This is a genomic window from Actinosynnema sp. NPDC004786 (assembly GCF_053601135.1).
In genome coordinates, this window is the sequence record NZ_JBSGBG010000090.1 from 1 (window position 1) to 11,346 (window position 11,346).

The window sequence follows — 11,346 nt, forward strand, 5'->3', positions numbered from 1 at the left end:
CTACGACGTGTGATCGGCGCGGGGCTCCCGGCGGAGCCCCACCGAGCCTCCACAGGCCGAGGGCCGGGTGACTGCCACAGTCACCCGGCCCTCGGCCTTCCCGCCCGGAACCCGTGGCACACCATGAGGCGGTGACCCCGCACGCCGTCCTCACGACCGCCGACGCGCTCCTGCTCGACTTCGACGGCCCCGTCTGCGCCCTGTTCGCCAACCTCCCCGCGCGTCACGTGGCCGACCGGCTCCGCCGACTCCTGGCCGCCGACCTGCCCGCCGGGATCGAGGGGACCGGCGACCCGTTCGACGTCTTCCGCCACGCCGCCACCCTGGGCGTCGAGGAGGCGCGAACCGTCCAGGCCGCGCTACGCGCCCACGAGCTGGAAGCCGCCGCCACCGCGACCCCGACGCCGGGCGCGCACGACCTCGTCCGCGCCTGGCACGCGACCGGGCGGAAGCTCGCGGTCGTCAGCAACAACTCCCGGGCAGCCGTGGACGCCTACCTCCGCCTGCACGGCCTCGCGGGCCTGGTGCACGCGGTCTCCGCCCGCACGGAGCCGGACCCGGCCCTGCTCAAGCCGAGTCCGCACCTCGTCAGCCAGGCCGTCGAGGCCCTCGCGGTGCCGCCGGCGAGGTGCGCGCTGGTCGGCGACTCCGCCACCGACCTGCACGCCGCCCGCGCGGCGGGCACCCGGGCGATCGGGTACGCCAACAAGCCGGGCAAGGCCGAACGGTTCGCGGCGGAGAGGCCCGGTGCCGTCGTCACGAGCATGACGGTCCTCGACCGGATCGTGCGCGAGTGGGGACCCGGTGGCGCTAGGTCCGCGTCAGCCGGCGCACGATGAGTAGGCCCTCCGGCGTGCCCGGCCACAGTTCGGTCACCACCTCCGGCCCCACGGAACGGATCACGGAGCGCAGCACCCAGCTGACCACGATCGCGTCGTCCGCGTACCCCAGGACGGGGATGAAGTCGGGGACCAGGTCGAACGGCAGGGCGAGGTACCCCAGCAGCAGCCACAGCCGCACGCGCGCCGAACGGGGCACGCGGTCGTCGCGGGCCAGGCGGGCCACCAGGCGCAGCACGTCGGGCAGCAGGCGGACCGCCAGGGTCAGCGCGTTGCCGCGCGGCCGGACCAGGAACAGGCCCAGGACCAGCAGGACCCACAGGCCCAGCAGCCCCAGCGCGACACCGATGAGGACGTCCACCTACTTGGGGATCGGGATGCCGGTGACGGTGACCGAGCCGCCGGTGGGCGCGAGCCGGCCGACGATCCCGGCGAACGTGAGCGAGAACGTGCCGCTCTCCGCGCCGACCGGCTTGTCCAGCTCCAGGTACCCGTTGATGCCCGCATTGTTCGCGATCGACACCGGCCACCGGCTGGTCGACAGCGACGCCCCGTACTCCCGGCCCGTGTCGTCGACCGCGGACACGGACGCGACCGGCAGGTCCATCTTCGCGGTGCTGGCGTTGACCGCGGTGACGAACACCTTGACCCGGCCGCCCACGTTCTCCACCTTCGTGACCTCCACGGTGAGCAGGCCGCGCGCCTGCGTCCACGACCCGCTGAGGACCTTCGGCTCCGCGGCCGGTTCCGCACCGGAGGACGACGGCGCCGCGCCCACCGCGCCGTCCAGCGCGACGGACTCCTCGGCCGCGGCGGTGGGTGTCGGCGAGGGCGAGGGGGTCTCGCGCAGGGTGACGCTCAGCGCGCCCACGCCGACCGTGCCCGCGGTGACCGCCTGGATCACCCCGAGCAGGACCAGCACGCCGAGCACGACCAGGCTGATCTTCAGGACCGCGTTGCTCTTCCTGCGGTGGGTCTCGGCCATGACGTCCTTCGTCCGGGCGCACGCGGGGAACTCCCCCATAAGCGTCGATAGTCTCGGCACAAGCAACGCCGATAGTCAATGCGCACGGACCCCGGTTCGACGCTGCGTAGCCCTCCGTGAGCGCGCCGTCGACACCAGGGCTGCCCATCCCCCTTCCGAGGTGGGCGGCTAGGGTCGCGCCGTGTCTGAAGACGTCGCAACCCCCGCCCAGGTGCTGTCCACCAACATCTTCGACTCCGCCGCCGAGGCGATCGAGGCGATCGGCGCCGCCGACGTGCTAGGTCTCGGCGTCCGGGTGTCGAACCGGCTCGTCGCGGACGAGGAGTCCGAGGACTCGCTCGTCGAGGAGTGGATCGTCGAACTGCTCACCTCCGTCCCGCACGAGGAGTGAGCCGGCGGAAGGGCCCTCGGCCCGGACGAGGGCCCTTCACCACCCGTCACACGGTCAGCACGACCTTGCCCCGCACGTGCCTGCCCTCCAGCAGCCGGTGCGCCTCGGCGGCCTGGTCGAGCGGGAACGTCTGCTGCACCTCGACCTTCAGCTCGCCCGCGCCCGCGTGGCCGGCCAGCCAGTCCAGGTCCTCCCGCACGGGCTTGGCGTAGGCGTACCGCCCGCCCAGCTCCAGCACGTTGGTGTCCACGATGGACACGATCCGGGCCGGGTCGCGCACGAGCGCCGGCGAGTCGTTGAGCGCCGCGCCGCCGACGCAGTCGAACGCCACGTCGACCAGCCCGTCGCCGCCGACCAGCTCGGCCACGTTGTCCACCAGCGCATCGCCGTAGGACACCGGCTCGACGCCCAGCGACCGCAGGAAGTCGTGGTTGCGCGGCGACGCCGTGCCGATCACCCGTGACGCGCCGAGGATGCGCGCCACCTGCACGGCCAGGTGCCCGACACCGCCCGCGGCGGCGTGCACCAGCACCGTGTCGCCGGCCGACACCCCGACCTTGCGCAACGCCTGCAACGCCGTGAGCCCGGTCAGCGCGAGCCCGCCCGCCTCCACGAACGACAACGACGCCGGCTTGTGCGCGAGCCCCCGCTCGGTGGCCGCCACCAGCTCCGCGTACGTCCCGTGCTGCACGTGGTCCTTGCGCTGGTAGCCGAACACCTCGTCCCCGACGGCGAACCCGTCCACGGCGGGCCCCACGGCCCGCACCACGCCGGCCACGTCCCAGCCGGGCACCAGCGGGAAGTGGCACGGCATCGACCCCGCCACGTACCCCATGCGCACCAGCCGGTCGACCGGGTTCACCCCCGCGGCACGCACCTCGACCAGCACCTGGTCCAGCGCGATCGGCGGGTCCGGCAGCTCCCGCACCACGAGGACGTCGGCATCTCCGAATTCGGTCTGCGCGATCGCTTTCACGAACCCCAGTGTTCAGGAACCGTAGAAGATGCGCTCGACCACGGCCCGCGCGCGCCGGGTCGTGCGCCGGTAGGCGTCCAGGAACCCGCCGGGGTCGCCCGCGTGCCCCATCGCCGACGCCACCGCGGCCAGGTCGCGCCCGACCGTGGGCAGCTGGTCCGCGGCCTTGCCCCGCACGAGCATGACGGCGTTGCGCGCCCTGGTGGCCATCACCCACGCGTCCATCAGCGCCGAGGAGTCGTCGGGCGACACCAGCCCGGCCTCGGTCGCGGCGCGCAGCCCGCGCACGGTCGACGGCGTGCGCAGACCGGGCACCTCGAACGAGTGCTGGAGCTGGAGGAGCTGCACGGTCCACTCGACGTCGGCGAGCCCGCCGCGCCCCAGTTTCGTGTGCGTGGACGGGTCGGCCCCGCGCGGCAGCCGTTCGGCCTCGACGCGGGCTTTGATGCGCCGGATCTCCCGCACGGCGTTCGCGTCCAGGCCCTTCGCGGGGTAGCGCACGGGGTCGATCATCCCGATGAACCGCGCGCCGAGGTCCGCGTCGCCGCCGATGACCCGCGCCCGCAGCAGCGCCTGCGCCTCCCACAGCTCGGCCCACTGCGCGTAGTACGCGCGGTACGAGTCGAGCGTGCGCACCAGCGGCCCCTGCCTGCCCTCCGGCCGCAGGTCGGCGTCCACCTGCAACGGCGGGTCCTGGCTGGGCGCGCTGAGCAGCCGCCGCACCTGCTCCACCACCGACGAGGCGTACCGGGCGGCGTCCGGGTCGCTCACGCCCGCCGCCGGCTCGCACACGAACATCACGTCGGCGTCCGAGCCGTACCCCAGCTCCCGGCCGCCGAGCCGGCCCATGCCGATGACCGCGATCGACGCCAACGGCTCGCCCGAGGACCGCACCACCGCGTCCAGCGCGGCCTGCAGCACCGCCACCCACACCTCGGACAGCGACACGCACACCGTGCGCAGCGGCACCAGCCCGAGCAGGTCCGCCGACGCCACCCGCAGCAGCTCCTGGCGGCGCAGCGACCGGGCGGCGGTCACCGCGCGGTCCAGGTCGCTGTAGCGGGACACGGCGCTGCGCAGCGGGTTGCCGATGGTCATCGGGTCGCGGCCGACGAGCGCGTCGGTGTCGGCCAGCAGCGGCAGCACCTCCGGGGCCCGCACCAGCAGGTCGGGCACGAGCTTCGACGTGCCCAGCAGCGCGGCCAGCCGGTCCACCACGGTGCCCTCGTCCCGCAGCAGCCGCAGGTACCAGGGCGTCTCGGCCAACGCCTCCGACACCTTCCGGTACGCCAGCAGCCCCCGGTCCGGGTCCGGGGTGGTCGCGAACAGGTCCAGCAGCACGGGCAGCAGCGCCGTCTGGATCCGCGCCCGCCGGGACACGCCCCGGGTCAACGCCTCGATGTGCTTCAACGCGCCGTCGGGCGCGGCGTACCCCAGCGCGGCCAGCCGCGCCGCCGCCTGGGACGTGGTCAGCCGCAACGCCTCGGTCGGCACGTTCGCCACCGCCTGGAGCAGCGGCCGGTAGAACAGCTTCTCGTGCAGCCGGCGCACCTGGTTGGCGCGCTTGCGGAACTCGGCGAGCAGCACCTGGCTCTCCGACTGCCCGCCCTCGGCCTGCAACCCGGCCGCCCGCGCCAGCCACCGCAACCCGGCCGCGTCGTCGTCCGCCGGGAACAGGTGCGTGCGCAGCAACCGCTGCAACTGCAAGCGGTGCTCCAGCGTGCGCAGGAACCGGTAGGCGCGGCCGAAGTCGGCGGCGTCCGCGCGGCCCACGTACCCGCCCCGGCCCAGCGCGGCCAACGCCTGGGTGGTCGTGGTGATGCGCAGCTCCTCGTCGCCGCGCCCGTGCACGAGCTGCAACAGCTGCACGGCGAACTCCACGTCGCGCAGCCCGCCCCGGCCGAGCTTCAGCTCCCGGTCGGTCAGGTCCACCGGCACGTGGTCCTCGACGCGGCGGCGCATGGCCTGCACGTCGGGCACGAAGTTCTCGCGTTCGGCGGCCGTCCACACCAGGGGCCGCACCACGTCCATGTACCGCGCGCCCAGCTCCTCGTCGCCGGCGACCGGCCGGGCCTTGAGCAGCGCCTGGAACTCCCACGTCCGCGCCCACCGCTGGTAGTAGGTGGCGTGGCCGTCCAGCGTGCGCACCAGCGCGCCCGCCTTGCCCTCCGGCCGCAGCGCCGCGTCCACCTCGAAGCACGCCTGGCCCGCGACCTGCATCAGCGCGCCGGCGAGCCGGGTCGCCACGGCCAGGTCGCCCTCGCCGACGAACACCACGTCGACGTCGCTGACGTAGTTCAGCTCCCGCGCGCCGCACTTGCCCATCGCGATCACCGCGAGCCGGCACTCGTCCGACCGCGGCACCTGCCGCGCGGCGACGTCCAGCGCGGCCCGCAACGCGGCCACGGCCAGCTCCGACAGCAGGGCCGTGACCTCGTCGTAGCTGACGTACCGCTGCTCGGGCTCGACCACGTGCGCCAGGTCGTCGGCGGCGATCCGGCACAGCAGCGCCCGGTACTCCAGCCGCAGCGCCCGCACGGCGTCCGCGCCGGTCAGCCCGTCCACCGCGGCGACCAGGGTCGGCGCGAACGCGGCCGGGTCCACCGGGTCCGGGTCGACCAGGCCGTGCCAGCGGTCCGGGTTGGCGATCAGGAAGTCCGACAGCGCGGTGGACGAGCCGAGCACGGCCAGCAGCCGCCCGCGCAACGCCTCGCCGTCCCGCAGCGCCCGATCCAGCTCGGACCACCGGTCGCCGAGCGCGACGCGCAGCCGGTCGACCCCGCGCAGCGCGAGGTCCGGGTCCGGGCTGCGGGACAGCGCCACGAGGATCGGTTCGTTGCCCTCGCTGGGCCGCCGCCCCTCCCACCAGCCGGCGGCACGCAGGTGTTCACCGCTGCGCGCCTCGGTCAGGCCGAACCGCGCGGGGGACGTGGGGAGGCGGGCTGGATCGGTCATCGACGAACACCGTAGCCCGCCGGCACGTCGGCAGGAGGGTCAGCCCGCCACGATCAAGTAGATGCCGAACAACACTACGGTCACGCACGCCAACAGGCAGGCCGCCGCCACGGCCGTCGGCAGCGCGGTCGACGCCTGCCGCTGCTGCGCCGCCTCCCGCGCCGACCAGGCCCGCAGCCCTCCGGAGAACAGCAGGACCAGCCCCAACACCACCGCGAGGCTCACCCCGAACACGGCGCCCAACGCCGCCCAGTCGATCTTCACGCCGCCACCTTGTGCGTCTCGGCCTGCGCCGCGATCTCGTCCACCAGGTGCTCGGGCCGCACCGGCTCCCGGCGCGACAGCAGCCAGATCACCAGCGACACGCCGATCCCGACCACCGCCACGGCCACCACGCCCGCCGTGCCCAGCGAGGCGACCTTGCCCGCGACCGCGCCCACGAGGCCCGCCGCCGGCAACGTCAACCCCCACGCCGCGGCCATCCGACCCGCCACGCCCCACCGCACGCCGTCGCGCTCGCGGGCGAGGCCGGAGCCCATGATCCCGCCGGACGCGACGTGCGTCGTGGACAGCGCGAACCCGAGGTGCGACGACGCCATGATCACGGTCGCCGCGCTCGTCTGCGCCGCGAAGCCCTGCGGCGCCTCGATCGTGGTCAGGCCCTTGCCCAGGGTGTGCGTGATGCGCCACCCACCCAGGTAGGTGCCCAGCGCGATCGCGATCGCCGCGCTCAGGATCACCCACAGCGGCGGCTCCGAGCCGGGCGCGAGGGTCCCCGCGGTGATCAGCGTGAGCGTGATGATGCCCATGGTCTTCTGCGCGTCGTTCGTGCCGTGCGCGAGCGACATGAGCGCGGCCGACGCGATCTGCCCGGCCTTGAACCCCTTGTCGTTCACCGAGGCGCGGCCGCGCCGGGTCAGCCGGTAGGTCAGGTAGGTGGCGAGCAGCGCCACGATGCCCGCGACCAGCGGCGCGGCGATCGCCGGGGCCACCACCTTGTCCACGACCTTGCCGAAGTGCACCGCGTCCGCGCCGGACGCGACCCAGGTCGCCCCGATCAGCCCGCCGAACAGGGCGTGCGACGAGCTGGACGGCAACCCGACGTACCAGGTCACCAGGTTCCACATGATCGCGCCGATCAGGCCGCCGAACACGATCGCGGGCGTGATCAGCGCGTCGTCCACGATCCCGCCGGAGATGGTCTTGGCGACCTCGACCGACAGCAACGCGCCCACCAGGTTCAACACCGCCGAGAACGCGACGGCCGTGCGCGGCCGCAGCGCGCCGGTGGCGATGGAGGTCGCCATCGAGTTCGCGGTGTCGTGGAAGCCGTTGGTGAAGTCGAAGACCAACGCGGTGATCACCACGATGATGACGAGGAGCGAGGCATCCACGCTGATTCCTCCAACTGAATCGACACAGTCGAAGGTAAACGCTACCCGTCTGGTCGATGAACGCTCACGACTACGAGGTGAACGCTACCTGTCCAACCGATGAACGCTCGCCTTGTCGGACGTTCGTCACACCAAGGGCAGGCTCCGGTGGATCGTCAGCTCACCCGCCGCCAGGCGCACGAATCGTTGGGCGAACGGCTCCCACACCTCCCGGATGTCCTCGTGCCCCTGCGCCAGCCGCTCCGGGTCGAGCAGCCGCGGGTTGGCACCCGGCGGCACACCGTCGGGGTACCCCGCCGCCCAGTCGAGAACCATCTCCGGCGTGGTCTCGATGTGGAACTGCACCCCGTACGCGTGGTCGCCGAGGCGGAACGCCTGGTTGGCGCACGCCGGGGAGGACGCGAGCAGCACCGCGGTCGGCGGCAGCAGGCCGACCTCGTCCTCGTGGAACTGGAGCACGTCCGGCGTCCACGGCAGGTCGTGGAACAACGGGTCACCGCTCGCCGCGTCCCGCTTGGCGACCAGCCGCACGCCGATCTCCGGCCCCTGCGGGTTGCGCCGCACCTGACCTCCCGTGGCCGCCGCCAGGAGCTGCGCGCCGAGGCAGATCGCGAGCAGCGGCACCCGCTTCGACACCGCGTGCGACAGCAGCCGGCGCACGTCGGCCAGCCACGGGTGCCGCGCGTCGTCCAGCGCGCCCATCGCACCCCCCAGGCACACCACGCCCCGGTAGCCGTCGAGCGTGTCCGGCACCGGTTCCTCGTAGGGCTTCACCACGTCCAGCTCGGCCCCGGCGGCGGTCAGCCACTCGCCGAGGCGGCCGGGCGGGTCGGAGCGGTCGGGTTGCAGCACCAGCAGTCGCGTCACCCGACCGAGGTTAGATCAGCAGTCGCACGAGATGCCGTGCAGGCTCACGCGGTCGTCCGGGGCCGCGTCACCTTCCACGGGATAGCCGGACGCGTGCCAGGTCGTGATGCCGCCGGCCAACCGCTTCACCTTGAACCCCAACCGGGACAGCTCCAACGCGCCCTTCGTGGCGGCGTTGCACTCGAAGCTCTCGCAGTAGCAGACGTAGACGAGGTCGCGGTCCCAGTCGGCGGTCGTCGTCGCGTCGATCTCCCAGTGCGGGAGGTTGATCGCGCCGGGGATGCGGAGCCGCGCGAACGCCTCGGCGCTGCGCGTCTCGACGAGCCGGAACCCGTCGGTGGTCCCGGCCGCCAGGTCACGGACCACGTCGTCCGGGTCGGCTTCGAAGGCCAGCTCGGCGGCGAAGAACGCGGCCGCGGCGGCGGGGTCGGCGGCGGGGAAGCGGAGCGTGTTCGTCATGGGTAGATCGTCGCCGACCGGCGGGAACTTCCCCATGGAGAAGTCCAGGCGCGCGCGGCGTCCCGCTTACGATTCCACGGTGGAACTGGACGATCTGGATTGGAAGCTGCTGGAGCTGCTCCAGCGGGACGGTCGGATGACGTTCACCGAGCTGGCCAAGCGGGTGTCCCTGTCCGCGCCGGCGACGACCGAGCGGGTGCGGCGGCTGGAGCAGGCCGGGATCGTCACCGGGTACGTCGCCGTGGTCGACCCGCAGCGGCTCGGGCTGCCGATCGAGGCCATCGTCCGGGTGCGGGTGCGCAGCCTCGACACGCCCCGGTTCCGGGAACGGGTGGCGCCCCTGGCCCAGGTCCGCGACGCCGACCACGTGACGGGGGACGACTGCTGGCTGCTGCGCGTGGTTTGCCGGTCGATGGCGGAGCTGGAGGAGTTCGTGGAGCAGGCCCAGCGGTACGGCGACACGACCACGTCCCTGGTCTTCTCCTCCCACGCCCGCAACCGACCCGTGACGCGTGAGGTCTTCGAGGGTATCGTTTCCCGATAACATCGATAAACGATATGCGGGGGGCATGTCATGTCGTCGGTCCAGGTGGTGCGGAGCGGCGCGGAGATGCGCGCCGACCTCGACGGGACGGTCTGAGCGGTGTCGCGCAACCCGTTGCAGCCGTTCACCGCGTTCATCCGGCTCCTGTGGTCGGTGACCACCGTGGGGTCGGCGGTCGCGCTGCTGCTGATCGCGTTCGCGTCCGCCGGGACGTCCGTGTGCGTCACCTCCCAGGCGGGGAGCGAACTGGTCCGCACGGTCGAGCACGCCGACGGGGTGATGGTCGGCGCGGGGTCGTTGCGCCTCTGCCTGACCGCGCCGGGCGTCGGGGACCGGGTCCTCTACCTGGTGGACGTCGTCGCGCCGATCGCGAGCTACGCCGTGCTGTTCTTCCTGCTCATGCGACTGCTCGAACGGGGTGCCGTCGAGGGCGTCCACACCGGCGCGACCGCGGACCGGCTGCGCCGCCTCGGGTGGTTCGCGCTGGTCGCCGTGCCGGCCGCGACCCTGGGTGAGGCGGCGGCCCGGATCGGCCTGGTGGCGCACGTCCTGCCCGGAGTCGGCGCGTCACAGCTGCTGTTCGAGTGGGACGTGCCGTGGTGGGCGATCGGCACCGGCCTGGGCGTGCTCGCGTTGTCGAAGATCGTGCGGGCGAGCGCGGAGATGCGCGCCGACCTGGAGGGGACGGTGTGAGCGGTGGTCGGCCGGGTGGGCCGTGCCGTCGCTTGCGAAGATCGTGGGCATGGGCGCGGCTGAGGACCTCGAAGGAACGGTGTGAGCATCCAGGTGCACCTCGACCGGCTGCTGGCCGAGCGCGGGATGACGTTGACCGAGCTGGCGGACCGCGTCGGCGTGACGGTGGTCAACCTGTCGGTCCTCAAGAACGGCCGCGCCAGGGCCATCCGGTTCAGCACGCTGACGGCGCTGTGCGACGCGCTGGACTGCCAGCCGGGCGACCTGCTCAGCCACCGGCCGGGGTGAACACGAACTCCGCCGAGTCGACCACCGGCCGGAACCCGATCCGCTGGTAGATCGAGTTCGACGTCGGGTTCGCCAGGTCCGTGTAGAGGACGACGTGCTGCGCGCCCTGCTCCCTCGCCCACGCCGCGCAGGCCGCCGTGACGGCCGCGCCGTAGCCGTGCCGGCGGTGCTCGGGCGGGGTGTAGACGGGGCCGATGCGGGACATGCCGGACGCCGGCGCGTTCGCGCCCGCCCACGCCACCGGCGTGTCGCCGTGGTACCAGAGAAGGTGACCGTGGCCGGCGGCCATGCTGATGCGCAACGCCTGGAGCGCCCGGTCCTCGCTGTCGTCGTCCCGGACCTGCGCGGTGGCCTCGACGCCGAACTCCGTGCGCCAGCGGCTGAGCAGGTCCAGGTCGTCCTCGGTGGCGAGGCGCGCGGAACCGGGGACGTCCGGCGCGACGAGGTCGCCGAGCTGGTACAGCCGCAACGCCATGTGCTCGCGGGCACCGCAGCCCGTGCGGGCGGCCCAGGCGACGACGAACGCCTCCACCGACTCGCGCGGACCGTTGACGCCGGGCAGCTCCACGTCGCCCGCCAAGGCGTCCGCCACGGTCTCCGCCCACCTCGGCGGGACCCCGCTCAGGGTCAGCGGCCACGGCGGGGTGCGCAGTGCCGCGGCCACCAGGACGCCGTCGTCGGTGACGGTCACCAGCAGCGGCGGCTCGTCGTCCGGACTGGCGTGGTTGAGCCGGCGGTCGACCGCCGCGATGGGGATCGTGTGGAACACCGGGTCGGCGTTGAAGAAGTCACCGGTCAGCGACCAGAACTCCGCCAGGTCGTCGTGTCTCGTCACCTCGGCCACGACCGGACCGTAACGCAAAAAGCCTTCAGGGGCACCCGGTCGATCGGGTGCCCCTGAAGGCAAAGAATGCTCGGCGGCGTCCTACTCTCCCACACCCTCACGAGTGCAGTA

14 protein-coding genes are annotated in these 11,346 nt (G+C 73.3%); 5 read left to right on the forward strand and 9 right to left on the reverse strand.

Annotated features, from left to right (window positions below; translation table 11 throughout):
• Positions 1-131: 131 nt before the first annotated feature.
• Positions 132-839, forward strand: coding sequence for an HAD family hydrolase (locus ACWEFJ_RS38655; protein ID WP_449716843.1), 708 nt, complete (start codon positions 132-134; stop codon positions 837-839).
• Here ACWEFJ_RS38655 and ACWEFJ_RS38660 read toward each other — a convergent pair.
• Both ACWEFJ_RS38660 and ACWEFJ_RS38665 read right to left on the reverse strand, forming a co-directional pair.
• Positions 811-1,200 (reverse strand): YkvA family protein, encoded by a 390-nt coding sequence (locus ACWEFJ_RS38660; RefSeq protein ID WP_449716844.1) that lies wholly within the window; start codon positions 1,198-1,200, stop codon positions 811-813. The two genes, ACWEFJ_RS38655 and ACWEFJ_RS38660, sit on opposite strands and share 29 nt — an antisense overlap.
• Positions 1,201-1,863, reverse strand: a complete 663-nt coding sequence (locus ACWEFJ_RS38665) for a hypothetical protein (RefSeq protein WP_449716845.1) — start codon at positions 1,861-1,863, stop codon at positions 1,201-1,203. It abuts the gene before it with no gap.
• A gap of 142 nt (positions 1,864-2,005) precedes the next feature.
• On the opposite strand from ACWEFJ_RS38665, the gene ACWEFJ_RS38670 reads away from it, so the two are divergent.
• On the forward strand, positions 2,006-2,215 hold the full coding sequence (locus ACWEFJ_RS38670) for a hypothetical protein (RefSeq protein WP_378096962.1): 210 nt from the start codon (positions 2,006-2,008) through the stop codon (positions 2,213-2,215).
• Positions 2,216-2,261: 46 nt separating this feature from the next.
• Here the strand turns inward: ACWEFJ_RS38670 and ACWEFJ_RS38675 are convergent, their stop codons facing one another.
• From ACWEFJ_RS38675 to ACWEFJ_RS38700, 6 genes are all read right to left on the reverse strand, one after another.
• Entirely contained in the window at positions 2,262-3,191 is a 930-nt protein-coding gene (locus tag ACWEFJ_RS38675; protein ID WP_378096959.1) for an NADP-dependent oxidoreductase, read from the reverse strand.
• 12 nt (positions 3,192-3,203) lie between these two features.
• Complete coding sequence (locus ACWEFJ_RS38680) at positions 3,204-6,146, reverse strand: bifunctional [glutamine synthetase] adenylyltransferase/[glutamine synthetase]-adenylyl-L-tyrosine phosphorylase (RefSeq protein ID WP_449716846.1); 2,943 nt, start codon at positions 6,144-6,146, stop codon at positions 3,204-3,206.
• Between the two features lie 39 nt (positions 6,147-6,185).
• Entirely contained in the window at positions 6,186-6,410 is a 225-nt protein-coding gene (locus tag ACWEFJ_RS38685; protein WP_449716847.1) for a hypothetical protein, read from the reverse strand.
• Entirely contained in the window at positions 6,407-7,540 is a 1,134-nt protein-coding gene (locus ACWEFJ_RS38690; RefSeq protein WP_378096950.1) for an inorganic phosphate transporter, read from the reverse strand. The genes ACWEFJ_RS38685 and ACWEFJ_RS38690 overlap by 4 nt, the downstream gene beginning before the upstream one ends.
• A gap of 126 nt (positions 7,541-7,666) precedes the next feature.
• A complete protein-coding gene (locus ACWEFJ_RS38695) occupies positions 7,667-8,407 on the reverse strand; it encodes a type 1 glutamine amidotransferase (RefSeq protein WP_449716848.1) in 741 nt (246 codons plus the stop codon).
• 15 nt (positions 8,408-8,422) lie between these two features.
• Positions 8,423-8,866: a rhodanese-like domain-containing protein gene (locus ACWEFJ_RS38700; protein WP_449716849.1), complete on the reverse strand. Its 444-nt coding sequence runs from the start codon at positions 8,864-8,866 to the stop codon at positions 8,423-8,425.
• Between the two features lie 79 nt (positions 8,867-8,945).
• Between ACWEFJ_RS38700 and ACWEFJ_RS38705 the strand changes: the two genes are divergently transcribed.
• From ACWEFJ_RS38705 to ACWEFJ_RS38715, 3 genes are all read left to right on the forward strand, one after another.
• Positions 8,946-9,410, forward strand: a complete 465-nt coding sequence (locus tag ACWEFJ_RS38705) for an Lrp/AsnC family transcriptional regulator (protein ID WP_449716850.1) — start codon at positions 8,946-8,948, stop codon at positions 9,408-9,410.
• Positions 9,411-9,509: 99 nt separating this feature from the next.
• Positions 9,510-10,103 carry a hypothetical protein gene (locus ACWEFJ_RS38710; protein WP_378096938.1) on the forward strand — a complete coding sequence of 198 codons (594 nt, stop codon included), beginning with the start codon at positions 9,510-9,512 and terminating at the stop codon, positions 10,101-10,103.
• An 81-nt stretch (positions 10,104-10,184) separates the two neighbouring features.
• Positions 10,185-10,391 (forward strand): helix-turn-helix domain-containing protein, encoded by a 207-nt coding sequence (locus ACWEFJ_RS38715; RefSeq protein WP_378096936.1) that lies wholly within the window; start codon positions 10,185-10,187, stop codon positions 10,389-10,391.
• Here ACWEFJ_RS38715 and ACWEFJ_RS38720 read toward each other — a convergent pair.
• Positions 10,372-11,235, reverse strand: coding sequence for a GNAT family N-acetyltransferase (locus ACWEFJ_RS38720; RefSeq protein ID WP_449716851.1), 864 nt, complete (start codon positions 11,233-11,235; stop codon positions 10,372-10,374). The genes ACWEFJ_RS38715 and ACWEFJ_RS38720 overlap by 20 nt on opposite strands.
• Between the last annotated feature and the right edge of the window lie 111 nt (positions 11,236-11,346).

Coding starts and splice junctions, on each gene's coding strand:
- ACWEFJ_RS38665 (WP_449716845.1), bottom strand. CDS start 1,863: ATGGGGGAGTTCCCCGCGTGCGCCCGGACGAAGGACGTCATGGCCGAG.
- ACWEFJ_RS38680 (WP_449716846.1), bottom strand. CDS start 6,146: ATGACCGATCCAGCCCGCCTCCCCACGTCCCCCGCGCGGTTCGGCCTG.
- ACWEFJ_RS38700 (WP_449716849.1), bottom strand. CDS start 8,866: ATGACGAACACGCTCCGCTTCCCCGCCGCCGACCCCGCCGCCGCGGCC.